19 protein-coding genes are annotated in these 23,535 nt (G+C 60.8%); 9 read left to right on the top strand and 10 right to left on the bottom strand.

The window, feature by feature from the left end; all coding sequences use genetic code 11:
- Positions 1-149: 149 nt before the first annotated feature.
- The gene (locus ACZRJ6_RS19770; RefSeq protein ID WP_463969184.1) at positions 150-5,048 is read left to right on the top strand and encodes an alpha-2-macroglobulin family protein; all 4,899 of its coding nucleotides are present in this window, start codon (positions 150-152) and stop codon (positions 5,046-5,048) included.
- Between the two features lie 52 nt (positions 5,049-5,100).
- Here the strand turns inward: ACZRJ6_RS19770 and ACZRJ6_RS19775 are convergent, their stop codons facing one another.
- On the bottom strand, positions 5,101-5,394 hold the full coding sequence (locus tag ACZRJ6_RS19775; protein WP_133101518.1) for a hypothetical protein: 294 nt from the start codon (positions 5,392-5,394) through the stop codon (positions 5,101-5,103).
- Between the two features lie 99 nt (positions 5,395-5,493).
- On the opposite strand from ACZRJ6_RS19775, the gene pbpC reads away from it, so the two are divergent.
- From pbpC to ACZRJ6_RS19805, 6 genes are all read left to right on the top strand, one after another.
- On the top strand, positions 5,494-7,824 hold the full coding sequence (gene pbpC / locus ACZRJ6_RS19780; RefSeq protein ID WP_463969185.1) for a peptidoglycan glycosyltransferase PbpC: 2,331 nt from the start codon (positions 5,494-5,496) through the stop codon (positions 7,822-7,824).
- A 66-nt stretch (positions 7,825-7,890) separates the two neighbouring features.
- Positions 7,891-8,199 carry a MazG-like family protein gene (locus tag ACZRJ6_RS19785; RefSeq protein ID WP_149411070.1) on the top strand — a complete coding sequence of 103 codons (309 nt, stop codon included), beginning with the start codon at positions 7,891-7,893 and terminating at the stop codon, positions 8,197-8,199.
- The gene (locus tag ACZRJ6_RS19790) at positions 8,192-8,941 is read left to right on the top strand and encodes a methyltransferase (protein ID WP_463969186.1); all 750 of its coding nucleotides are present in this window, start codon (positions 8,192-8,194) and stop codon (positions 8,939-8,941) included. The genes ACZRJ6_RS19785 and ACZRJ6_RS19790 overlap by 8 nt, the downstream gene beginning before the upstream one ends.
- 24 nt (positions 8,942-8,965) lie before the next feature.
- Entirely contained in the window at positions 8,966-9,565 is a 600-nt protein-coding gene (locus ACZRJ6_RS19795; RefSeq protein WP_463969187.1) for a DUF4136 domain-containing protein, read from the top strand.
- 57 nt (positions 9,566-9,622) lie between these two features.
- Entirely contained in the window at positions 9,623-10,180 is a 558-nt protein-coding gene (locus tag ACZRJ6_RS19800) for a DUF4136 domain-containing protein (protein ID WP_463969188.1), read from the top strand.
- 204 nt (positions 10,181-10,384) lie between these two features.
- Positions 10,385-12,343: a pilus assembly protein TadG-related protein gene (locus ACZRJ6_RS19805; protein ID WP_463969189.1), complete on the top strand. Its 1,959-nt coding sequence runs from the start codon at positions 10,385-10,387 to the stop codon at positions 12,341-12,343.
- Here the strand turns inward: ACZRJ6_RS19805 and ACZRJ6_RS19810 are convergent.
- Both ACZRJ6_RS19810 and ACZRJ6_RS19815 read right to left on the bottom strand, forming a co-directional pair.
- The gene (locus ACZRJ6_RS19810; protein WP_463969190.1) at positions 12,340-15,081 is read right to left on the bottom strand and encodes a PAS domain-containing sensor histidine kinase; all 2,742 of its coding nucleotides are present in this window, start codon (positions 15,079-15,081) and stop codon (positions 12,340-12,342) included. The genes ACZRJ6_RS19805 and ACZRJ6_RS19810 overlap by 4 nt on opposite strands.
- Positions 15,078-15,515: a TadE/TadG family type IV pilus assembly protein gene (locus ACZRJ6_RS19815; protein WP_133101526.1), complete on the bottom strand. Its 438-nt coding sequence runs from the start codon at positions 15,513-15,515 to the stop codon at positions 15,078-15,080. Before ACZRJ6_RS19815 ends, ACZRJ6_RS19810 begins: the two co-directional genes overlap by 4 nt.
- A 75-nt stretch (positions 15,516-15,590) precedes the next feature.
- Between ACZRJ6_RS19815 and ACZRJ6_RS19820 the strand changes: the two genes are divergently transcribed.
- Both ACZRJ6_RS19820 and ACZRJ6_RS19825 read left to right on the top strand, forming a co-directional pair.
- Positions 15,591-16,061 carry a prepilin peptidase gene (locus tag ACZRJ6_RS19820; RefSeq protein WP_463969231.1) on the top strand — a complete coding sequence of 157 codons (471 nt, stop codon included), beginning with the start codon at positions 15,591-15,593 and terminating at the stop codon, positions 16,059-16,061.
- Positions 16,062-16,186: 125 nt separating this feature from the next.
- Positions 16,187-16,969, top strand: coding sequence for a response regulator transcription factor (locus ACZRJ6_RS19825; protein ID WP_463969191.1), 783 nt, complete (start codon positions 16,187-16,189; stop codon positions 16,967-16,969).
- A gap of 87 nt (positions 16,970-17,056) precedes the next feature.
- Here ACZRJ6_RS19825 and ACZRJ6_RS19830 read toward each other — a convergent pair whose 3' ends face one another.
- From ACZRJ6_RS19830 to ACZRJ6_RS19860, 7 genes are read right to left on the bottom strand one after another with little or no spacing between them, the layout of a single operon-like run.
- Positions 17,057-17,326 (bottom strand): DUF3613 domain-containing protein, encoded by a 270-nt coding sequence (locus tag ACZRJ6_RS19830; RefSeq protein ID WP_463969192.1) that lies wholly within the window; start codon positions 17,324-17,326, stop codon positions 17,057-17,059.
- Positions 17,327-17,345: 19 nt separating this feature from the next.
- Positions 17,346-18,062: a hypothetical protein gene (locus tag ACZRJ6_RS19835; RefSeq protein WP_463969193.1), complete on the bottom strand. Its 717-nt coding sequence runs from the start codon at positions 18,060-18,062 to the stop codon at positions 17,346-17,348.
- A gap of 10 nt (positions 18,063-18,072) precedes the next feature.
- Positions 18,073-18,960 carry a type II secretion system F family protein gene (locus tag ACZRJ6_RS19840; protein ID WP_463969194.1) on the bottom strand — a complete coding sequence of 296 codons (888 nt, stop codon included), beginning with the start codon at positions 18,958-18,960 and terminating at the stop codon, positions 18,073-18,075.
- Between the two features lies 1 nt (position 18,961).
- A complete protein-coding gene (locus ACZRJ6_RS19845) occupies positions 18,962-19,843 on the bottom strand; it encodes a type II secretion system F family protein (protein ID WP_463969195.1) in 882 nt (293 codons plus the stop codon).
- A gap of 10 nt (positions 19,844-19,853) precedes the next feature.
- Positions 19,854-21,125 carry a CpaF family protein gene (locus ACZRJ6_RS19850; RefSeq protein WP_463969196.1) on the bottom strand — a complete coding sequence of 424 codons (1,272 nt, stop codon included), beginning with the start codon at positions 21,123-21,125 and terminating at the stop codon, positions 19,854-19,856.
- Entirely contained in the window at positions 21,122-22,315 is a 1,194-nt protein-coding gene (locus ACZRJ6_RS19855) for an AAA family ATPase (protein ID WP_463969197.1), read from the bottom strand. The genes ACZRJ6_RS19850 and ACZRJ6_RS19855 overlap by 4 nt, the downstream gene beginning before the upstream one ends.
- Positions 22,312-23,517 carry a type II and III secretion system protein family protein gene (locus ACZRJ6_RS19860; protein ID WP_463969198.1) on the bottom strand — a complete coding sequence of 402 codons (1,206 nt, stop codon included), beginning with the start codon at positions 23,515-23,517 and terminating at the stop codon, positions 22,312-22,314. The genes ACZRJ6_RS19855 and ACZRJ6_RS19860 overlap by 4 nt, the downstream gene beginning before the upstream one ends.
- Between the last annotated feature and the right edge of the window lie 18 nt (positions 23,518-23,535).

The following is a 23,535-nucleotide window of genomic DNA, read 5'->3' on the forward strand; positions in this document are numbered from 1 at the left end:
GGGCCTGTGGCATACGCGACTTGATCATTCCCACGCGGAGCATGGGAACGATAAGTGCCCTCCGTCGGTCAATGTGAGCAGCGCCACAGCCGGTTCGGTGCCACTGATATATAGTTCACCCCTCAGACACCCCTGACAACGAGTGCCCCATGCTTAACAAAGGACTGTTCCTGGCTTGCACGCTGGCCCTGCTGAGCGCCTGCGATTCATCTGATAAACCGGTTGCTCCTCCCGTACCTGCGGCGGCGACAGCACCGAAACAGGTCAAGCCAGCGGTAGACGTGGCGGCGCTCAAGCAGCGCTACGCCGGTCGTGAATTAAGTGTGGTGGACGTGTCCGAAGTCCAACTGGACGGCGCGAGCACCTTGTCGGTGAGTTTCTCGATCCCGCTGGACCCCGAGCAGAAGTTCGAAGGCAAACTGCATTTGGTGGACAGCAAGGATGGCAAGGTCGATGGGGCCTGGGAGCTGTCGGACAACCTCATGGAACTGCGCCTGCGCCACCTTGAGCCCCAGCGCAAACTGGTGCTGACCGTGGACGCCGGCCTGCGTGGGGTCAACGACGCCAAGCTCGCCGCCGAGTACGTCAGCCGCCTGGAAACCCGTGACCTGCAAGCCACCGTCGGTTTCGCCAGTCGTGGCACCTTGTTGCCGACTCGCTTGGCCGAAGGCCTGCCGGTGATTGCGCTGAACGTCGACAAGATCGACGTCGAATTCTTCCGCATCAAGCCCGAGTCCCTGCCGGCGTTCCTCGCCCAGTGGGGCCGCAACACCAGCCTGCAAAGCTATGAGTCCCGCGAACTGCTGCCCATGGCCGACCTGGTGTATGGCGGCCGCTTTGACCTCAATCCAGCGCGCAATACCCGTGAAACCCTGTTGCTGCCGATTGCCGGCCTCAAGCAGTTGCAAGAGCCCGGCGTCTACCTCGCGGTCATGCGCGCCTCGGGCACCTACAACTATTCGCAACCGGCCACGCTGTTCACCTTGAGTGACATCGGCCTGTCGGTGCACCGCTACCAGAATCGCCTGGACGTTTTCACCCAGGCCCTGGAGGGCGGCAAGGCCCTGGACGGTGTCGAGCTGGAAATCCTCGACGCCGAAGGCCGCGTGCTCGGCCAGGGTAAAACCGAGAAGGGCGGCCATGCCCAGTTGCCGTTGCCGAAAAAGGCCCAGGTGCTGCTGGCCAAGCAGGGCGAGCAAACCAGCCTGCTGCGTCTGGACAGTGCGGCTCTGGACCTGGCGGAGTTCGACATCGGCGGCCAGCCGGCACACCCGCTGCAATTCTTTGTATTTGGCCCCCGTGACCTGTATCGCCCCGGCGAAACCGTGCTGCTCAATGCCTTGCTTCGGGACAAGGACGGTCAGGCCGTCAAGCCTCAGCCGGTGAGCGTGGAAGTACGTCGCCCCGATGAGCAGGTCAGCCGCAAGTTTGTCTGGGACGCTGACGCTTCCGGTCTGTATCAATACCAACTGCAACTGGCCGGTGAAGCGCCGACCGGGCGCTGGCAGTTGGTGTTCGACCTGGGTGATGGCAAGCCGCAACTCTATGAATTCCTCGTCGAAGACTTCCTGCCCGAACGCCTGGCCCTGGAGCTCAAGGGTAGCGACACACCGCTGAGCCCTGCTGACAACGCCACCATTCACGTCAATGGCCGCTACCTGTATGGCGCGCCGGCGTCCGGCAATCGGGTCAGTGGGCAAGTCTATGTGCGACCGCTGCGCGAGGCGGTCAAGTCGCTGCCGGGTTATCAGTTTGGTTCGGTGACCGAAGAAGAACTGAGCCAGGATTTTGAACTGGATGAAAGCGTACTCGACGCCAAGGGCGAAGAGCTGCTGACCCTGGAAAGCAAATGGAGCGATGCCAAGTCGCCGCTGCAACTAATCGTCCAGGCCAGCCTGCAAGAGTCAGGCGGTCGCCCGATCACTCGCCGGTTGGTGCAACCGATATGGCCAGCCGAGCAACTGCCGGGCTTGCGCGGCTTGTTCGACGGCACTGAGACCAATGGCGATGGCCCGGCGGAATTCGAAGTACTGGTGGCCAATCAGGAAGGCCAGAAACTCGCCGCCGAGAACCTCAAGGTGCGACTGGTGCGCGAGCGTCGCGACTATTACTGGAACTACTCGGACAACGACGGCTGGAGCTATCACTACAACGAGAAATTCCTCAACCTCGACGAACAGACCGTCAACATCAAGGCCGGCGATACCGCCAAGGTCAGCTTCCAGGTGGAATGGGGCCCGTACCGTGTCGAGGTCGAAGACCCGCAGACCGGGCTGATCAGCAGCGTGCGTTTCTGGGCTGGCTACCAGGCCCAGGACAACACCGAAGGCGGCGCCGTGCGTCCGGATCAGGTCAAGCTGGCGCTGGATAAACCGGCCTATGGCGACGGCGACACCGCCAACGTTACGGTCACGCCACCGGCTGCGGGCAAAGGTTACTTGCTGGTGGAATCCAGCGAAGGGCCGTTGTGGTGGCAGGAAATCGACGTGCCGGCCGAAGGCAAAAGCTTTGCGGTGAAGCTCGATCCGAAATGGTCACGTCATGATCTGTACGTCAGCGCCCTGGTGATTCGCCCCGGCGAGCGCAAGGCCAATATCACGCCAAAACGTGCGGTGGGCTTGCTCCATCTGCCACTTGATCGCACCCAGCGCAAGCTTGGCCTGACGCTTACAGCACCGGAAAAAATGCGTCCCAAGCAGCCACTGACGGTGAAGATTACGGCAAAAAATGCCGACGGCAGCGTGCCGAAACAAGTCCATGTGCTGCTGGCGGCGGTGGACGTGGGCATTCTCAATATCACTGAATACCCGACGCCGGACCCGTACTCCAGCCTGTTTGGCCGCAAGGCTTACGGCGTGGACCAGTTCGACATTTATGGCCAACTGATCGAAGCCGGGCAGGGCCGTCTGGCCAGCCTGGCGTTCGGTGGCGATGCGGCGCTGGCCAAAGGCGGCAAGCGCCCGGACACCAGCGTGACCATCGTCGCGCTGCAGAGCGCGCCGGTCACGTTGAACGAGAAAGGCGAGGGCGAAGTCAGCGTCAATATCCCCGACTTCAACGGTGAACTACGCCTGATGGCCCAAGCCTGGAGTGACGATCGCTACGGTATGGCCGAAGGCAAGACGGTGATTGCCGCGCCACTGATTGCCGAGCTATCGGCGCCGCGCTTCCTGGCTGGCGGTGACCAGACACGTCTGGCCCTGGACTTGTCTAACCTGTCGGGCAAGGCGCAGAAGCTGGATGTGCAATTGACTGCCGAAGGGCAGTTGACCCTGCTCGGCGAGCCATCCCACAGCGTGCAACTGACTCAAGGCCAGCGCACCACCTTGCAGATTCCCGTGCGGGCGTTGGGTGGGTTTGGCCAGGGCAAGGTCAAGGTCACCGTCAATGGCCTCGACTTGCCGGGTGAGAACCTGCCGCCGTTTACCCGCGAATGGACCCTGGGCGTACGTCCGGCTTATCCGGCGCTGCTCAAGCAATACCGCGCGGTGCTCAAGGATGAAACCTGGAGCTTGCCAGACGCCGAACTGGCGCTGTTCGAACCGGCCGGGCGCGAAGCGTTACTGAGCCTGTCGAGCCGTCCGCCGTTGAACCTCGGTGAACAGATTCGAGCGCTCAAGGCTTACCCCTATGGTTGCCTGGAGCAAACTGCCAGCGGCCTGTACCCGTCGTTGTATGCCGATGCGGCGGTGCTCACGCGCCTGGGCCTCAAGGGTGAGCCGGATGCCGAGCGCAAGCGCAAGATCGAGATAGGCATCGAGCGCCTGCTGGGCATGCAGCGCTACAACGGCAGCTTCGGTCTATGGGGCGCCGATGGTGAGGAAGAGTACTGGCTGACGGCTTATGTCACCGACTTCCTGCTGCGGGCTCGCGAGCAAGGTTTTGCCGTGCCGCCTGAAGCACTCAAAAAGGCCAGCGAGCGACTGCTGCGTTATGTACAGGAACGCAACCTGATCGAAGTCGACTACAGCGACAACGCCGACCACACCCGCTTTGCCGTGCAGGCCTACGCAGGCATGGTCCTGTCCCGCAGTCAGCAGGCGCCGCTGGGGGCGTTGCGCAGCTTGTTCGAACGGCGTACCGATGCCCGTTCTGGTTTGCCGTTGGTGCAACTGTCCATCGCCCTGCAAAAAATGGGCGATCAGCCCCGTGCCGATCAAGCCTTGGTGGCTGGGCTGGCAGCTACCCGTAAAGGTAATGAGTGGCTGGCCGACTACGGCAGCCCGCTGCGGGACCAGGCGATGATTCTGGCGTTGCTGGAAGAGAACGACTTGGCCAAGGGCAAGCGCGAGGAGCGGCTGTTCGACCTGTCGGACCAGATGGCCGCCAATCAGTGGCTGTCGACCCAGGAGCGTAATTCGCTGTTCCTCGCTGGTCGTGGCCTGCTGGGCAAGCCGGAATCCAACTGGACCGCCCAGTTCACCAGCGGCGGCGAAACCCGCGAGCTGAACAACGGGCAATCGGGCTTGAAGTTGGAAGGCGCGTTGCTGACCTCGCCGCTGACCTTGCGTAACGAGGGCAGCGAGCCGGTCTACCAGCAACTGAGCATTTCCGGTTACCCACTGCAGCCACCGGCCGCTGGTGGTGAGAACCTGAGTATTCGTCGTGAATACCTGGGGATGAATGGCCAGCCGCTGAACCTGCGCAATCTCAACAGTGGTGATCTGGTGCTGGTGCACCTGGCAGTCAGTGCCAATAAGCAGCGAGTGCCGGATGCCCTGGTGGTGGACCTGTTGCCAGCCGGCCTGGAGCTGGAAAACCAGAACCTGGCACAAAGTGCCGCCAGCCTGGAAAACGCCAGCAGCCAGGTCAAGGAATGGCGCGAGTCGATGCAGAACGCGTCCCTCAAGCATCAGGAGTTCCGCGATGACCGCTACGTGGCGGCGCTGAATCTGGACGGCTACGGCACCACACACCTGCTGTACCTGGCCCGTGCGGTGACGCCCGGCACCTATCGTGTGCCGCCGCCGCAAGTGGAGTCGATGTATCGACCGAACTGGCAGGCAGTGGGGGAAACCCCGGCGGACATGGTGATCAAGGGGCGCTGATATACACCTCCTGTAGGCGCGAGCAAGCTCGCTCCTACAGGTGGTTGGGTCGTTAGTGAACCACCCAACTCAACAGCCACAACCCGAGCATCAGCCAGATAATGCCCATGATGATCGAGGCCCGCATAAAGGCGCGAACCGCCGAGTACAACAGCATCAGGCCGATGATCAGGGTGATGATGCTGATGATCGAGGTATCCATGCCCAGGGTGCGGGACAGGCCTTCGATAAAGTTGCCGCCAGCATGAGTCAACGCGTTGAACAACCCACTGAGCCCATCGACGATAAACCGGATGACGGAACCGAGCGCCTGGCCCAGCCATTCGAAAAAGCTTTCTACCTGCATGTGTGTGTCCTGATAAAAAGGTGGGCGTATCTGCCGGACCTGAGCCTTTGGTCGTTAATCCCACGGGCTAGTTCCCTTGAAGCATAGAGGTTTGCAGGTTTGAGTTTGCGATTAGTTGCGCGTTGGACGCTGGGCAGTGTGGTGCTGGTGATTGCCTTGTTATGGCTCGCCGACCGTCTCTGGCCGTTGCCGCTGCCCAAGGACGACCTGGCCCGCGTGGTGCTGGCTGAAGACGGTACGCCGCTGTGGCGCTTTGCCGACGCCAATGGCGTATGGCGCTACCCGGTGGAAAACAGCGAAGTCTCGCCGTACTACCTTGACGCCCTGCTGACCTACGAAGACCGCTGGTTTTATCAGCATCCTGGCGTAAACCCGCTCGCGTTGGTACGCGCCACCTGGCAGAACCTCACCGGTGCGCGGGTGGTGTCCGGCGGCAGCACCTTGTCGATGCAAGTTGCGCGCTTGCTCGATCCCCACTCGCGGACTTTCCACGGCAAGCTGCGGCAACTGTGGCGCACGGCCCAGCTGGAATGGCACCTGTCCAAGGAGCAGATCCTCAACCTCTACCTCAATCGCGCGCCCTTCGGCGGCACCTTGCAGGGTGTGGCTGCTGCCAGTTGGGCTTATCTGGGCAAGTCGCCACAGCAACTGACCCACGCCGAAGCCGCCTTGCTCGCGGTGTTGCCCCAGGCGCCGAGCCGTTTACGCCCGGATCGTCATCCGTTGCGTGCCCAGCAAGCGCGGGACAAGGTGTTACGCCGGCTGGCTGAGTTTCAGGTGTGGCCGCAATCTGCCGTCGACGAAGCTCTTGAAGAACCGTTGTTGCTGGCGCCACGCCTGGAGCCGAGCCTCGCGCCGTTGCTGGCCCGCCGGCTAAACCGTCCCGATAGCCCACCGCTGATTCGCACCACCCTGGATGCCACCCTGCAACGTCGCCTCGAAGACCTGCTGCTGGGCTGGCGTGCGCGTCTGCCAGAGCACACGTCGGCGGCGATTCTGGTGGTAGAAGAGGAAACCATGGCGGTGCGCGCCTATCTGGGCTCAGTGGACATCAACGACACCCGGCGCTTTGGCCATGTCGACATGATCAGCGCCATGCGCTCGCCGGGGTCGACGCTCAAACCCTTCCTTTATGGCATGGCGCTGGACGCCGGGTTGATTCATTCCGAGTCCTTGTTGCAGGACGTGCCACGGCGTTACGGTGATTACCGGCCGGGCAACTTTTCCATGGGATTCAGCGGTGCGGTACCGGCCAGTACGGCGTTGTCCAGCTCCTTGAACCTGCCGGCGGTGCAATTGCTGGAAGCCTATGGACCGAAGCGCTTTGCCGCACAAATGCGCATCGGCGGCATGCCCCTGGCGCTGCCGGCCCTGGCCGAACCGAATCTGGCGCTGATCCTTGGCGGCGCCGGCAGCCGTCTGGAAGATCTGGTCAGTGGCTACAGCGCCTTCGCCCGGGACGGCAAGAGCGCCAACATTCGTTTGCAGCCGGACGATGCACTAAGAGAGCGGCCATTACTGTCGCCAGGGTCCGCCTGGATTGTGCGGCGCATCCTCAGCGGCCAGGCGCGACCGGACCGTGACCCTCGGGCCGAGCTGGTGCAGCGGCCGGTGTTGGCCTGGAAAACCGGGACCAGTTATGGCTTTCGCGATGCCTGGGCCATTGGCGTTGGGCCGCGTTACTTGATCGGTGTGTGGATCGGCCGCCCGGATGGCACGCCGGTGCCGGGCCAGTTCGGCCTGGCCTCGGCGGCGCCCTTGATGCTGCAAGTGCATGATGTGCTGACCAATCGCGACAGCCAGCGTGGTATCAGTGCGCCCGTTAAACCGGTGCCGATGAACGTCGGCGTCGCGGCGATCTGCTGGCCGTTGGGTCAACCGATGAGCCGTAGCGATCCCAACTGCCGCCGCCAACGCTTCGCCTGGACTCTGGACAAGACCACGCCGCCGACCTTGCAGGCATTGGATCAGCCGTTGGGTGTCGGGTTGATGGAGACAATCTGGGTCAATGCCAAGGGCCTGCGGGTAGCCGCTAATTGTCCCGGCGCGGTATCTCGGGACGTTGCGCTGTGGCCGGCACCGCTGGAGCCGTGGCTGCCCAGGGTCGAGCGCCGGGAAGCGCGAATTCCCGCAGCTGATCCCGATTGCCCGCCACCCGCGCTAGCGGCGTCGTCGCCGTTGTCCATCGTTGGTGTACGCGAGGGCGATCAACTGCGTCTTCCGTCCGCCAGCCTGCAACGCCTAAGCCTGAAAATCTCCGCCCTGGGCGGCAGCGGCCGGCGCTGGTGGTTTCTCAACGGCGCACCGCTGGGAGACAGCGCCAACCAGGACAGCATCAACGCCAGCTTCGAACGCCTGGGCCGCTATCAATTGAGTGTGCTCGATGAGGCAGGGCAGACGGCCAGGGTTGAGTTCAGCGTGGTGGATTAGAGCCGCCACCATTCACTTGCCTTCGCCGGTTATCCGCCCGAAGCTATACACCTTCAGGAGCCCCCCATGAACCTCGAACACCTCACCGAACGCCTGCATCGCATCCGCGATAACAACGACTGGAAGCCATTCCACAGTCCGAAAAACCTGGCCATGGCCGCCAGCGTGGAAATGTCCGAACTGGTGGAGATTTTCCAGTGGCTGAGCGAAGACCAATCGCGCCAGCTACCCGCAGACAAACTCGCCCATGCCGGCCAGGAAGTCGGTGACATCGTGCTGTATCTACTGCTGCTGTGCAGTGAGCTGGGGCTGGACATGGATCAAGTGGTACGCGCCAAGCTGGCCGACAGCGAGCGGCGGTTTGCCCATGAGTGATCGCCATTTCGACCAGCTTGCCACCCGGTTTGCCGAAAAAATCTACGGTGGCGCCAAGGGTGCCATTCGCCTGGCGGTGTTGCAGGCCGACTTGATCGAAACCCTGCCGGACCGCCCGCTGCGGGTGCTGGATATCGGCGCGGGCCTTGGTCATATGTCGCTGTGGCTGGCCGAGCGCGGTCATCAGGTGACTTTGGCCGAGCCCGCCGCGCCGATGCTTGACGGCGCCCGCCAGCGCTTTGCCGAAGCCGGTCAGAGCGCCACCTTTATCCAGGCGCCCTGGCAGGACCTGCTGGGCCAACTCACCGAACCTTACGACCTGGTGTTGTGCCACGCCGTGCTGGAGTGGCTGGCCGAGCCCCATGGGATCCTGCCGGTGCTGCACCAACTGACGGCGCCCGGTGGCTGGTTGTCCCTGGCCTTTTACAACCGCGATGCGCTGATTTACCGCAACCTGCTCAAAGGCCACTTCCGCAAAATGCGCAAGAACGACATGGCCGGCGAAAAGCAGAGCCTGACGCCGCAGCAACCCCTTGATCCCCGGGAGTTGGCGGCGCAACTAGATGGCCTGTGGCAGGTCGAAAGCCAGAGTGGCGTGCGGGTGTTCCACGACTATATGCCGGTGGAGTTCCAGGCCCGCGTCAATTTGCAGGATTTAGTCGAGATGGAGCTCGCTCACCGTCGACACCCAAGCTTTGCCGGACTTGGGCGTTATTTGCACTGGATCTGCCGTCCGGTTTAAACGGCCCAGTCTGCGGAGGTTGAAATGAAGCGCCGTGTCGGATTTATCCTGCTCTGCCTGGGGCTTGGTGCCTGCCAGAGCAACAACCCTTATGTAGCTGCCTCCAGCCCCATTCCTGCGGCGCCTGCCCAGGCAGCCAATACCTTTGATGCCAGCGCCTACCCGGCGCCGGTGCGCGACTATGGCGCCTACCGCAATTGGGCCTGGCGCAACGGCCAGTTGCCGGCGGGCTCGGCTTGGGCCGACTCGGCGCAGATTGCCGAAGCGGTCAGTGGCGCCCTGGATCAACGCGGCTTGCGCCCGATGCATGACAACCGCGCGCCCGACCTGTTGGTCAGCGCTGATGTGCACCAGGAAAAACGCCTGCGTCAGGTCCAGGACAACTATGGCTACGGCGGCTACAACCGCTATGGCAACGGTTACGGCATGTACAACTCGGTGCCTATGGTGCGCACCTATGAAGTGCAGGTCGTGGTGGTGCGGGTCAATTTGTTTGATGCCCGCAGCGGCCAGCCAGTCTGGAGCGCCAGCGCTGAAACCAGCAGCCAGGGAAGTCTGAGTGAACGCGGTGATGCCTTGCGCCAGGCTGTGCAAAAGGCAATGACGGCGTATCCTCCAAGTTAACAACTATTCTCATCTCAGACTCAGATAGCGCCTCAAATAGCCTCTTGGAGAACAATCATGTTGCGTCGTATCGCTTTGCTTGCTTTTGCCGTGCTGCTGGGCGGCTGCCAGACGAGTCAGGTCAACCACGACTTTGATGCCAGCCGCGATTTTGGTGCCTACCGCAGCTGGAGCTGGAAAGACCCCGCGTTGCAGTACCGTCCCGATGATCCGCGGATCAAGAGCGACCTCACCGAACAGCGCATCCGCCAGGCGGTAGGCGAGCAACTGGAACAGCGTGGCTTGCGTCCTGCCGCTGCGGGCACCAAGGCTGACCTGAACGTGCAGACTTACCTGATCGTCGAGGATCGCCAGCAACAAGTCACCACTAACTACGGTGGCGCCTGGGGCGGGCCGTGGAACGGATACTGGGGCGCGCCGATGTACAACGAAACCCGCAACATCACCTACAAAGTCGCGACCATCCAGATCGACCTGCTGGACGGCAAGGACGGCAAGCTAGTGTGGCGCGGCAGCGATGAGCAAATGATGAGCGGCACGCCTAACCCACAGGACCGTAGTGCGGCTGTTCGGGCGACGGTGGCCAAGGTTCTTTCCAACTATCCACCGCGCTGATTGCCTGAAGCGGTCCTGAAAACACCGCAGCGATCCCATCGCAGCCTCGCTGGGGCTCGATAGTGCCTACGCAAATTTTAGTTCGCGCCACTCCAGGAGTCGGCAAAAGTGGCGACATGCCAGCGCACTTCCCAACCCTTGTCTACACTGCTGTTCAACACAGGAGAGTAAGCGCTCGGCAGTTCGCCGGCAAAGGAGTGCTCGATGTCTCCCCGACTTCGTTCTGGCCGCCTGGCCGGTTATTCCGGGCAACGTGGTGCGATTGGCCTGATTGCCGTTTGCGTAATGGCGTTGGCCTTGGTGTGCACGTTGCTTGTGGTCGATAGCGGACGCTTGTACCTGGAAAAGCGCAAGTTACAGTCGATTGCCGATACCGCCGCCCTGGAAGCAGCCGGTCGCGGCGGACAATGCGCGCCCAGTACCACGGCCACCGATTACGCCAAGCAAAACGCCACGCGCAACGGCTTCACCGTAATTGCCAACGACAACAGCCGTGGGCTTGCCGTGACCTGTGGCACCTTGGTGACCAACGCCAGCAATATCCGCGTCTTCAACGCCGACGCCAGTAAAAACGATGCAATTCGTGTGGTGGCGTCGTACACGGTGACCAACAGCATCGCCAATGGCGTGTGGAACCTCTTCAGCGGCACGCCTCAAACCACTACGACGTTGTCGGCGACGGCGGTGGCGGCACTGGCGCCACCAGTGGCGCAACTGACCATTCGAAGCTCATTGGGTACGATCAACTCCGCCAAGTCAGAAATCTTGAATAAGACACTCGGCAGCTTACTTGGCGGTAGCCTTGCTCTCACGGCTGTTGGCTGGGAGGGGTTGGCCAATACTGATGTCAATCTGCTCAGTTATCTGGATCAGTTGGCCATTCAATTAAATGTAACAGCAGGGGACTATCAGGCGTTGTTGAACGCTGCCGTATCCCCGACTCAATTGATCAATGCTGCGGTCAAGGTCTTGCAAACAAACGGTACGGTGGCAGCGGCCATCATTAACAATGCAATTTCGATTGAGGCAATTGCCCCGAATACACAACTGTTGAAAGTTGGGGACTTATTGAAGGTCGCGACCGGAACACCGGCCACTGCCCTGAACACCAACGTGAAGTTGTTCGAATTGATCCAGGGTGTAGCCCAGCTCTCGAGTAGCAAGAGTGCTGTGAGTGCTGCGTTTCAATTGAATATTCCATTGGTGGGCAATGCTTCGATAACAACGAAAGTCATCGAGCCGCCGCAGCTAGCAGCTATCGGAAACCCAGCCTTGGCAAAGGCAGGCCTGCTGACGGGGACTAATCAGATTTTCGTGCGTACTGCACAAGTCAGGACCTTGATATCTCTCGAAATTCCCGTACTAAAGGGCGTTTCTTCGATCGCGTCGGCGGTTGTCGGCTTGACCACGCCGGTGACCGGAGTGGTAAACAGTCTGTTGAACCTGAATCTGGCAGGGGTGCTGAATGCTGTTCTATGTCTGATTTCCTGTGAATATACCGATGTCGATATCGCCTCCAAGCTGGACATCTACATAGAAGCTGCCAGCGGAGAAAGCCATGTCACTGATTTCAGTTGTGCGAATCCAGCGACAAAGTCTTTAACGGTCCTAGCCAGCAGTTCTCTTGCCACGCTGGCCATCGGTAATATTGATCCTACTAAAGCTTTCTCCTCGTTAGTGCCGGTAGACGTCCAGCCGATACGGCTGATCGATATTGGTACGAGGCATTGTGTGGCGATAGTGGTGTGTAGTGCTACACGCACACCAAATGTGGGTGGTGGTTTTCTATTGAAATCGCAATCCACCGTGGGGCAGCGAACTGAAAGCTTGTTCTACTCTCCGGTAGCTGAAATGAACTTGCCACCGACCTATAAAAGTATTTCCAGCGTCAACATCATCAATAGCCTTGGCGCGACGTTGAGTGGCCTTCAAGTGACCTATGCACCTCCTACAGGCACCGTATCAAGTGGCGCGCTTGCTTCAGTCGCGGGGTTGCTCACGACGATTACCAATATTCTTGTGGGAGCGATTCAGGGTCTTCTGGCACCGCTACTGGATCCAATCGTCAATACCCTGCTGAGCGCTCTGGGTATCAGCCTGGGAAATGCCGAAATTGGCGCCAACCTAAGTTGTCATATGGGACAGGCCTACCTAGTGATCTAACCCTCCACCACCGGTAACTCCACACAAAACCTCGCCCCATTCTCACTGTTGGCAACGCTCAGCCGTCCGCCCATGTTTTCTACAATTCCGTAGCTCACTGACAATCCCAATCCGGTGCCCACGCCAATCGGCTTGGTGGTAAAAAACGGCTCGAAAATCCGCTCGAGCAACCGTGGGTCAATCCCGCCGCCGTTGTCTTCCACCCAGATCCGCACATGGCGGCTGTCGTGTTCGCAGTGCAACGAGATCCAGGGTTTGAAGTCGCGGTCCTGCTCGTGCTTGCTCAGCAGGGCGTCGCGGGCATTGACCATCAGGTTGATCAGCACCTGTTCCAACTGGTCGACGTAGCCTTTGACCTGCACCGTGAAATCGACCGGGGTGACACGCAGGTCCAGGCCTTTGCCGCGCAGGCCTTCGCTGAGTAGGGACAGCGTGCCGTCCACCGCTTGGGCCGGGTCGAAGGGTTGCTGCTCAATTTCCGAGCGGCGCCCGAACACCCGCATGTGGTCCACCACCCTGGCTGCTCGCTGGACCTGGGAGTCGATGCGCTGGAGTTTTTCCGTCAGGTAATCGATCTGCGCATCGCCGTTGCCCAGGCGTTTGAGCATGTTGACGATGGCCATGCGCATGACGTTCAGCGGCTGGTTGATTTCATGGGCAAGGCCGGTGGCCATCTCGCCAAGGGTGGCCATTTTTGCGCTTTGGGTCAGTTGTTGTTGTGAACGGCGCACTTCGGTGTTGTCGCGTCCGACGGCCTGGACTTCTTGCAACTGGCCCTGTTCGTCGAACACGCCACGGTCGGACCAGACCCACCAGGCATGTTCGCGTCCGGGCAGTTGCAGGCTGATCTCGGCAGTGCTGACGGGAAACTCCGGGGTCAATTGAGTGATGCGCTGGATAAACGCGATGCGTTGTTCTTCCGATAGCCACTGGCTCAGATTCAGCCCCGGCAGTTGTGCCGGCGAACACTCCATGTAGTTGGCCAGCGGCGTGTTGCCGAAGGTCAGGGTCAGGTCTGGACGGTAGCGGCAGATCATCGCCGGCGAGTCCTCCACCAGAATCCGGTAGCGCTCCTCGCTCTGCTTGACCCGCTCTGCGGCCAGGGTCGCCTCGGTAATATCCAGCCACAGGCCGACGGCCTCCACTGGCAGGCCGAGGTCGTCGCGCAGCAGCTTGGCTTCGTCCAGCAGCCAGTGGTAATCACCTTGTTTGTCCCGCACCCGATAGCGGCTGCGCACGTTGCCTTCGCGCAGCAGGTGGCGGGTGCGTTCAAAGTAGAGGTCGCGGTCTTCGGGGTGGATTAACGAAGCCAGCGTGTCGTGGGTGCATTCGGCCAGGGTCCAGCCCAAAAGCGGCAACAGGCTGTCGCTGAAAAACGCTGGGTGCAAGGCGCCGCTGGCATAGCGCTGGACGTAGATCACCGCTGGTGAACTGGCGATCAGGTTATCCAGGCGGGCGTGGGCGGCGGCGGCTTGCAGTTGCTGGTTCTTGATATCGCTGATGTCGAGCATGAAGCCGATCCAGCGCCGGTTGTCGCCAACGCCCAGCACCTGGCCCTGGACGCGGTACCAGATGGGGTTATGTTCGGCGTCGGTACGGTGCAGGCGCACGCTGGTCAACAAGGGTTTGCTCAACTGTTGCAAATCCTGCAGGCGGCTGTTCAATTCCTGGCGGTCGGCCGGATGGATCAAGTCCAGCCAGTTGGCCAGGTCCAGTCGCGTGGGGCCGTCCTCAAGGCTCAGGCTGCGCATGAGCTGTGGTGCGAGCTGGATCTCCTGGCTTGCTGGCTGCAGCTCCCACCAACCGGTACCGAGCAGGCCTTGCAAGGCTTCCAGGCGCTCCAGTTGCTGATGGTGACGTTGCTCGCGCAGGCGGCTGAGCAGGGGGGCGGCGAGGGCGGCGGTGAGGTTCAGCCAGTCACGGTCACCGATATCCGCCTGGCCGCTGTAAAACCCGCACAACAACCACGCCGCAACGCCTTGGCCATCGCGGTACGGCACCAGGAAACCGTCGGCATTGCCAAACACACTGTGCAGGCGCGGGTGTTCACTGCGGCCCTGGCCGACCGCGAGGCTCAGTGGCGTATTACCGTTGACGCTGTCCAGGCTGGTGCCCAGGCGTTGCCCGGTTTGCCATAGCGCCGGGGCGTCATGAGCCACGTATTGGCTGTAGACCAGCCAGCCCTGATCCTGTTCATCCAGCAAGGCGAGGGCCACACAGGGGATTTTCCAGCGTTGGGCCAGGCTGCGCAGGTGTTCGTTGAACACTTCCGGCAGTCGCGCCAGGCTGCAGACCCGCAATTGCTCGCTCATCTTGCAGGCCAGTTGATGGTTTTGCTCGCGGTGTTGCGCCAGCTGCCGCCCGGCCAGCAAGTCGCCGATATCCAGCAGTCGCAGGATCCAGCCATCGCCGTCCGGCTCGATCCAGCCTCTGGTCTGCAGGGTTTGCCCGGCGGCACCGTGGAAGTCCAGGTCCAGGCTGTGGTGCTGCCAGTCGGCAGGGGTTCCTTCGACACTCAGTTCGCTGCTGGTACACAGCAGATCACGCAACAGCGGCTGGGGGTCGCTCGTCAGGTGTTGGGCAAGTTGTTGGCGCAAGGTGCCGTTGATGTGCAGCACGTGGCCTTGATGGTCCAATTGCACTTGCAAGCCCGTGGTGGGCTGGCGAGTAGGCGTGTCGAGGGGCAGGGGGCTGCTGCGGCCGAGCAAGCGCCCGAAGAGTTTGTCCCCCGAGGTCAAAATTGCAGGCTCGATTGGGCATGGAGCATGGTGGGCAGTTTGGGCACGTCACCAATACCCGGCAGGACGATAAACGGCAGCACGCCCTTGAGATTGGTCGAGGGGTAATTGATCTCGACCTTGAGCACGCCACCGGTGAATGTCCCGGTGACGTGTCCGGGCAGAAATTGAAAGGCGGAGGGAATCCAATCCAACTGCTTGCGCGCGAACTCTGCTGCTGCCGGCCCGACGCTTGCGGTGTAGCCCGGTGAGTTCGGGTCTATCGCCACACTGCGCCGGACCGCCTCAGCCGTGGCCTGGTTGAACGACTGCATCAGCAGCAACGGCAGGCTGTAGCTGATCATTCCGTAGAACACGGCAAAAAAAACCACAAAGACCAGGGCGAACTCGATCGCCACCGCGCCTTTTTGCTTTCTAGGGAGGCCTGTTTTCATCACTGCGTCTACCCTGACTGCTACTACCTGATATCAGCATAGAATCATTCAGCAAAAAGGGATGTTTTTTACGTGATCCAAAGCATCGTGGTGTTCTTCTGGTTGGTGGTGTGTGCGGTGCAGGATATTCGTCGGCGTCAGATCGCCAATTGGCTGACTCTGGGCGCGGCGCTATTGGCGCTGGTCTATTTATTGTGGAGTGGCACGACGTGGCTGGGTGCGTCCGGTACTCAAGGCTTATGGGCATTTGCCCTGGCGCTTTTATTGACGTTACCGGGTTATGCGTTGGGGCGTCTGGGGGCGGGCGATGTGAAGTTGCTGGCTGCCCTGGGCCTGGGGTCGAATTCGACCTATTTGCTGTGGTCGCTGATCGGCGCAGGCGTGGCCAATGTCCTGTGGCTGATACTTGCGCCCCGGCTCTGGCCACATATAAGTCAAGGGCTTAGAGGGCGACTTGGATACCTGGCACCTGATCCGTCAAAAAGACTGCCTTTTGCGCCATTTCTGCTGGTGGGGTTTTCCTTCACCTGGTTGTGTATTCATTAGTCATCGCCTCCGGGTATCGCTATGTACATAGTCGGAAAGTACGTCTAGATTTATTGAGGTAGGTGTGTAGGAAAGATCCTCGGAACGGATAGGTCATCTTTGGCTTGCCAGGCATGGAGTAGCGCGTGAACAAGCTTACCTCTGCGGTAAAAGTGCTCGTGGTCGACGATCAACCACTGATCGTGGAAGAGCTTTGTGAATTTCTTGAAAGCAGCGGTTATCGCTGCGTCCCTTGCCTGTCTAGCCCGCAGGCGTTGCAGCGCTTCACCGAAGACGCAGAGATTGGCCTGGTGCTGTGTGACCTGCATATGCCGGAGATGGATGGCATTGAGCTGGTCCAGGCCCTGCAGCGGGTGGCCGGCACGCAGCGGGCATTCGAAGCCATCATGTTGACCGGTCGCGCTGACAAGCAGGACGTGATCAAGGCCCTACGCGCCGGGATCGCTGATTATTATCAGAAGCCGATCAACCTTGATGAACTGCTTGAAGGGCTGCAGCGCCAGGAGGCCGCGCTGCAAGAGCGGCAAAAGAGCGTGCACCTGGGCCATCTGAATCAGAAGCTGCAAACGCTTTCCGAGTCCATTAATGATCTGTACCAGGACCTGGACAAGGTCCGTCGCAGCCCCGCGTCGCAGAGCGAGGGCGAAGTGTCTGCCGAAGATGCCGAACGGTTGGAAATACCGGCGATCTTCAACCCGTTGTCACCGCGCCAACTGGATGTCGCCCGGCTGGTGGGCAAGGGCCAGACCAACTACCAGATCGCCTGTGAGTTGGGCATCACAGAAAACACGGTCAAACTCTATGTATCCCAGGTGTTGCGCCTGACCCATATGCACAACCGCACGCAGTTGGCCCTGGCGCTCTCGCCCAACAACTCGGCGATGCGCCAGCGGGTGACCGCACACTGAAGTAATAAACGCGACCCAGTGTGTGCTTGCCTGCGATGGGCATAGGTAAGCCACATTGGGTTCTCATTGTTGTACCGGTCGCGCTCTTCACTTACCTCCAGGCGAATCCCCTCCGGCTTTCTGGTCAAAAAACTCCGGTATCGCATGCTTGTTACTGTCCAGCCAACGCTGCAAGGCCTGCTCGCGTTCGACAGTGGTGGCTTTCTGCGGTACCGATGATGCGACTTGCCCACTGCGTTGCAACGTCATCCAGTTTTCGGTTTCTTCCTGCTGTGGGGAGGACGGCCCTGGCTCAATGGCCAGAGCCGACAAGGGCAGGGCCAGCAGTGTCAGGCTGGCGAGGTAATGGAATTTCATCATCAACTCCTTGAACCACTTACTTGATTGTTGGCGGCGGCGCATCGCTGACCGCCGCTACCTGATCCTTGGCCGCTGTTACGCTTGCCCCCTTGAGCCTCTCGGCCCTGGCCTGGGCCTCGGTGACTTGCTCCGGGCTCAGGTTCATCTGGCTGACCAGCTGCGCCGCTTGCCCCCAGTTGTCCTGGTAGATGAGCAAGGTCACCAGATTGACGGCGGCCAGTTGATCACTCTGCTTTAACTCCATGGCAGTGAGGAATTCGAAGCGGGCGTCTTCCATGCGCAGTTGGTTGAGGTACACCACGCCCAGGTCATTGCGGATTTTTTCGTCGGTGGGTGCCAATCGCGCCGCACGTTGCATGTGGGCCATGGCCTGGCCGTTATCTCCCTTGGCCGCGGCTAATTGCCCGAGGCCGTGCTCACCGTCGGCGGCCATGCAGCTGCCCAGCAGGCTGCGGTACAACGGTTCGGCTTCACTGCGGCCCAATAAACGGTAAACCTTGGCTTTGCGCTGGCGTACCTGGGGCAGGGTGTCGGGCAAGTTTTGCAGGTTGGCCAGGCTGGCGTGCAGCTTGCCCTCGTTGGCCATGTCGTCGGCCAGGTTCAGCGACAGTTCCTGTTCGGAGCCGGGTTTGGCGCAGCTGCCTGGCGACATCAGGGCTGCCCAGGGCGCCTGGCCGTTGCTGGCGCAACCACCGAGCATCAGCAAGCCCAGTGCGGCAATCAATGCTTTCATCAAGCGCTCCTCAAAAGTTATTCAGGGCTCGGGCGATGGCGATAAACGCTGGGCCCCCGAGGACGATCAGCAAGGCAGGAAACAGGAAGACCATCATCACCACCGACATCTTGGCCGACATTTTCGAGATGTATTCCTGCAAGCGGGTCAGGCGGCGGTCATCGAGCAGTTGCTTAAGCGCCAGCAACGACTTCATCGCGCCGCCGCCCTGTTGGATCAATTGCTGAAGGATGACGCAGGTGTCAGTGAATTCATCCACTGCCAGCACCTTGGCGGCCTTGCCCAATTCTTCACCCAGCTCCAGGCCGGAATCGACCCGCGACAGGACCAGGCGCAGTTCATGGGTCAGGGCGGGCAGCAAGCGTTGCGCTTCAGTACTCAAGACTCGCAGTGATTGCTCCACCGCCATGCCGGACTCGAACAGGATCCGCAGCAGCGGAATGAACGTCGATATTTCGCGGGCGATGCGTTGCTGCCGGTGTTTTGCGGCAGCGGCCAGAATACGCTTGGGCAACAGATAGCCTAGCCCCAGGGCCAGCAGGGGCGGGATCCACGGGAACTCGACCTCACGGAAGAACAACTGCTGCCCCATTGCGGTAATGCCCAGTAGTACCACGGGCGTCCCGATCTGAAAGGCGGCAAACATTGAGCGTTGGCTGGCCTTTCTCCAGCCGACCCGGTTGAGCAGTATTTGCGTTTCGTTGTCCAGGCTGACCGAACGTTGGGCAATCGGGCTGCTACCCAGTTGGCGCATGAACGTGCCGAGCTTGTCTTCACGGGCCATTTGCCCTTGCAGACGCTGGGTAACCAGGCGCTGGCGTCGACGCTGCTCCATCAGGTTGCCGAGGACCAGCACAAGTGCGGCGAGAAACAGCAAGGCACTGATCAGTAGGGCCATCTCAAATACTCCGCAACATGCGCCACATGACCAGGCTGCCCGCCAGCTCCATGGCGAGGGCAATGAACAGCAGGTAGCGCCCCGTGCCATCGTTCCACATGGTCATCAAATACCCCGGGTTGACCATCATGAAATAACCCACCATGGCAATCGGCAGACCCGCCAGTACATAGGCCGTCATACGGGTTTCACCGGTCATGGCTTTCAGTTGGCGGGCACCCTGTTCCCGTTCGCGGATCATCTTGATCAGGTTTTCCAGCAGCTCACTGGCGTTGCCGCCATACCGAAGGTTGACCTTCAGGCCGAGGGCGAACAGACGGAATTCGTCCTGTTCATAGAATTCGGCGAAGTCATGGGCGGATTCCGGAAGGCTGACACCCATTTGCACATTGCGCTGAATGCGGCTCATGGCTTGTTTGAGCGGATCCTCGGCAGCCTCGATACCGCCCAGCACGGCGTCCGCCAGGGTGCGGCCGGATTTTAGGCTGCGTACGGTGTGGTCCAGCAACTGCGGTAGTTGCTCGGTCATCCGGTGCAGGCGTCGCTGATAGCGCCAGGCGATGTACAGGTGCAGGCACAGCGGCGGTACGACAATCATCACCAGCAAACCGAGCCAACTGGCGGCAATAAAACCTATCAGCATGCCCAGGGCCCAGGACGTCAGCCACAGCCCCAGGCTGTCAGTGGGTTTGCCCAGGCCTGCGCGCAGGAACATGCGTTCAAGGCCCGTCCAATGACCATGTTCTTCTGCCAGCAGCGGTTGCCCTTGTGCGAGTCTCTCCAGTACCCGGTCAGTTTTTGCACGACGCAGTCCGTTCTGAAACAGCCCTATCGACAGGCCGATCAGGATCACGCACATGAACATCAGAATGGGGCCTGTCATGATTGCGCTCCTATAAAGGCAGCGCCGACTCACGGCGCAGTTTGTCACCGGCAGGGTTGACCGCCTCGCGCAGGAAACCGAAGCCGGTACGCCGGTCAAGCCGGAACAGCGTGTTGGTGACGTAGACGTCGTCGCGCACGCCCACTATTTCCACTACTTCACTGACGCAGCGGCGGCCATCGGGCAAGCGGGTCAGCTGGATCACCACATCCAGCGCGGCGCAGATCATTTGCCGCAGGGTTTTTTCAGCCACCACCCGCCCGGTCAGGCCCACCAGGGTTTCCAGGCGCAGCAGGGCGTCCTGGGCATTGTTAGCGTGCACGGTGCTCATGGAACCATCGTGGCCGGTGTTCATTGCTGTCATCACGTCGAGCACTTCCACACCGCGAATCTCACCAAGGATGATGCGGTCCGGGCGCATCCGCAGGGCGTTACGAATCAGGTCGCTGGCCTTGACCTCACCATGGCCCTCGGCATTGGGTGGGCGGGTTTCCAGGCGCACCACGTGGGGATGGCCCAGTTGCAACTCGGCCACGTCTTCGATGGTGACCAGGCGTTCATGAGGGTTGATCAGTTGGCTGAGAATATTCAGCATCGTGGTCTTGCCGGTGCCGGTGCCGCCGCTGATGAGTATGTTGCAGCGCTTGCCCACCGCCTCCTGGAAAAACTCGAAAACTCCCTGGTCGATACTCTGCATGGCCACCAGGTCGCTGCTCTTGAGCATGTCCTTGCGAAACTTTCGAATCGACAGGCACGGGCCATCCAGGGCAATCGGTGGAATGATGGCGTTGACCCGGCTGCCATCGGGCAGTCGGGCATCGACCATCGGTGACGATTCGTCCAGGCGCCGGCCCAGTGGCGCAAGGATGCGTTGCATGACTCGCTCCACGTGGTGGGCATCGATAAAACGCAGGTCGCTTTGGTGCAGCAGGCCGTCCCGTTCGACGAATACCTTGTGCGGGCCGTTGACCAGAATTTCGGTGACCGATGGGTCGCGCAGGAGCACTTCCAGCGGGCCGAAGCCGGTCAGCTCGTCGACGATTTCTTCGGCCAGACGCTCCATTTCATAACGGGAAATCGCCAGGTGCATGCGGGTGATGTACTCGGCGACCTTGTCGATGACAAATTGCGCCAGGGATTGGCGAGTGCCTTCCAGCAGGTTTCCCCCGGTCTCCTCAATGGCATCGATGATGTAGCGATGCAGCACCAGTTTCAGGCCGTCGTGATCAGTATTGCCGCCGGTACCACGGGCGGGGGCGCCGAAGAGTTTTTCGCCGCTCATTTGTTTGACCCCCGCAGCCGCTCAAACCAGCGGGTGGAGGGTTTTTCCAGGCCCTCGGAACGTTTTGCCAGATGCTCGCCGAGGGTCCGCAGGCCTTGGGTCAGGCTTTCCCTGGGCGCCAGGGTGAACAGGGTTTGGCCCTGGTTTTTTGCATTCAGGCGTACTTCGGGACTCAATGGCAGCACTGCGATGGCTTCCAGGCCAAAGCTTTTTTCCAGCGCGCCGACGTCCGGTGCGGCGCCTTTGAGGTAGCGGTCGATCAGTAGCCGTGCGTGTTCGAGCCTCATGCCTTTTTCCCGCCACAGGTTCAGTACCGCCAGGTTGCGACGGCAGTCCAGTACGCTCTGGTCGGTGCACCACAAGAGCTTGTCGCAGTGGCTGACAAAGGTGCGAAGGGCTTCGCTGTCCGGTTGCCCGGTGAGGTTTACCACGATGTGTTGGAAGTGTTGGCGCAACGCGCTGAGCAACATGTACAGCTCGGCGGCGCTGGTCAGCTCCAAAGGCTCGTCGCTGGCGGCATAGGCGAGGATTCGTAAACCGGCTTCGGCCGAAGTGAACGCACTATTGATCAGTGTGGTGTCCAGGCGCCGCAAGTGACGCAGGGCATCGCCAAAGTTGAACGAACTTTCCAGCCCCAGCAGCGCCAGGCTGTCGCCACGGGGCAGGCCCAGGTCCAGCAGCAGCGTTTGTTGCCCGCTCTTTTGCACCACCAACGCCAAGTGACTGGCCAGCAGCGCACCGTCGGCGTTGCCTTGAGTGCCATACAGCACCGTGAGGCCGCCCAGGTGAGCACTTGGAGTCACCGGCGGCAAGCGCTTGCCCAGGCGCCGTACCAGCCCGGCCACTTCGCTGGAGCGTGAACCATAGGCGACAAAATCCCTGGCACCGGCACGCATGGCGTTCAGCACCAGTTGATTGTCCATGCCGTCCCCGAGGGCAACGATGGCCAGCATCGGTTTGGCTTCCAGGGCACTTTCGATCAGCGCGCTTTGGGCCACTACGTGTTCGCGGTCCAGGCCCACGAACACCAGGCTGGCGAAGGTTACGTCCACCAGCGCGAGCAATTCGTCCAGGCTGCCACCACCGGCGCTGACCACCTGGCCAAGTGGCGCCAGAGCGCCCTGGAGCCATTCCAGGTCGGTGGTGTTGCGGGTGATTGCCAGGAAGGTCTGGCTCAGGCTATCGCTCATTGGGAGAGTCCCGTGCGCTTGTCGAAATTACCGTTTTCCAGGAAGTACAGGCGGTACCAGTTCGGGTCATAGTTGCGCAGTTTTTCACCGGGCAAGGATGGCAATTGCGCGTTGGCGGCCAAGGGTTGGACCAGGTGCGGGGTAACAATCATCAGCAGCTCTTTTTCCTCGCGGCTGATGTTGGAGTCGCGGAAAAACGCGCCGAGGATCGGGATGTCCCCAAGGCCTGGAAACTTGCTGATGGTCGAGCGATTGTTAGTGCTGATCAGGCCGCTGATCACGAAGCTTTCGCCATCGGCCAGTGACACGCTGGTGTCGGTACGGCGCACGGTCAGGGCCGGCACCTGGATGCCTTCGATCTGCACGGCATTGCTGTAGTCCAGCTCGCTGACTTCCGGCGCCACCTTGAGGGTGATGCGGTTGCGGTCGATGACGGTCGGAGTGAGGGTCAGGCGAATCCCGAACTCCTTGTACTCGATGGAAATGCTGTCGCTGCCACTGCTGGGGACCGGAACCGGGACCTCGCCGCCCGCCAGGAAAGTTGCGCTCTGCCCGCTCATGGCCACCAGGCTGGGACGGGCCAGGGTGTAGGCAAATCCGCTGCGTTCGAGGGCGTTGATCAGCGCCGAAAACCGCCCACCGCCAAAGCCGATATTGAAGCTGCCGTTGTCCAGCGGCAGTAATGCAGACGCGCTGGTACCGGGACTACCGAACAGAAAGTTGCGGGTGCCGCCAAAGATCGAAGTGCTGGCCTCCTTTAGCTTGGTACGGCTGACCTCGACAAAGCGGATATCGGTCTGTACCTGGCTGGGCAGTGTGGGGTCATCGGAGGGCGACAGCGCCAGGCTGGTCAACGCTGAAGTGGCCTTGCCCTTGACGAACACCATGCTCTGCCTGGGAGCTGTGGAGCAGCGGGTCCAGACCATCAGGCTGGTGGTGCCGGAGGTGATGCCCGTGAGCAGGAAGCCCCGATTACCGTTGAGGTGAACATCGGCAACTTTCGGGTCGCCAATGGCCAGGCGGGTAATGGCCACCGGGGATTGCAGCTCTTGTTGCAAGCCTTCGCCCACCGAGATGGCAGCAGGCAATTGGCCCAGGTTGGTGCAGCTGTCCGAGGCTGCGAAAGCCAGGCCGACAGGCAGGCTCGACAGCATCAGGGCCCAGGCCATTTGAGTGAACACTGGTGCGTAGCGATGGCTCATGCAAGACGTCCTTGCTCA

The sequence above is a fragment of the Pseudomonas sp. C321 genome, from assembly GCF_055407105.1.

Coding starts and splice junctions, on each gene's coding strand:
- ACZRJ6_RS19770 (WP_463969184.1), top strand. CDS start 150: ATGCTTAACAAAGGACTGTTCCTGGCTTGCACGCTGGCCCTGCTGAGC.
- ACZRJ6_RS19775 (WP_133101518.1), bottom strand. CDS start 5,394: ATGCAGGTAGAAAGCTTTTTCGAATGGCTGGGCCAGGCGCTCGGTTCC.
- ACZRJ6_RS19785 (WP_149411070.1), top strand. CDS start 7,891: ATGAACCTCGAACACCTCACCGAACGCCTGCATCGCATCCGCGATAAC.
- ACZRJ6_RS19790 (WP_463969186.1), top strand. CDS start 8,192: ATGAGTGATCGCCATTTCGACCAGCTTGCCACCCGGTTTGCCGAAAAA.
- ACZRJ6_RS19795 (WP_463969187.1), top strand. CDS start 8,966: ATGAAGCGCCGTGTCGGATTTATCCTGCTCTGCCTGGGGCTTGGTGCC.
- ACZRJ6_RS19800 (WP_463969188.1), top strand. CDS start 9,623: ATGTTGCGTCGTATCGCTTTGCTTGCTTTTGCCGTGCTGCTGGGCGGC.
- ACZRJ6_RS19805 (WP_463969189.1), top strand. CDS start 10,385: ATGTCTCCCCGACTTCGTTCTGGCCGCCTGGCCGGTTATTCCGGGCAA.
- ACZRJ6_RS19815 (WP_133101526.1), bottom strand. CDS start 15,515: ATGAAAACAGGCCTCCCTAGAAAGCAAAAAGGCGCGGTGGCGATCGAG.
- ACZRJ6_RS19830 (WP_463969192.1), bottom strand. CDS start 17,326: ATGAAATTCCATTACCTCGCCAGCCTGACACTGCTGGCCCTGCCCTTG.
- ACZRJ6_RS19835 (WP_463969193.1), bottom strand. CDS start 18,062: ATGAAAGCATTGATTGCCGCACTGGGCTTGCTGATGCTCGGTGGTTGC.
- ACZRJ6_RS19840 (WP_463969194.1), bottom strand. CDS start 18,960: ATGGCCCTACTGATCAGTGCCTTGCTGTTTCTCGCCGCACTTGTGCTG.
- ACZRJ6_RS19845 (WP_463969195.1), bottom strand. CDS start 19,843: ATGACAGGCCCCATTCTGATGTTCATGTGCGTGATCCTGATCGGCCTG.
- ACZRJ6_RS19850 (WP_463969196.1), bottom strand. CDS start 21,125: ATGAGCGGCGAAAAACTCTTCGGCGCCCCCGCCCGTGGTACCGGCGGC.
- ACZRJ6_RS19855 (WP_463969197.1), bottom strand. CDS start 22,315: ATGAGCGATAGCCTGAGCCAGACCTTCCTGGCAATCACCCGCAACACC.
- ACZRJ6_RS19860 (WP_463969198.1), bottom strand. CDS start 23,517: ATGAGCCATCGCTACGCACCAGTGTTCACTCAAATGGCCTGGGCCCTG.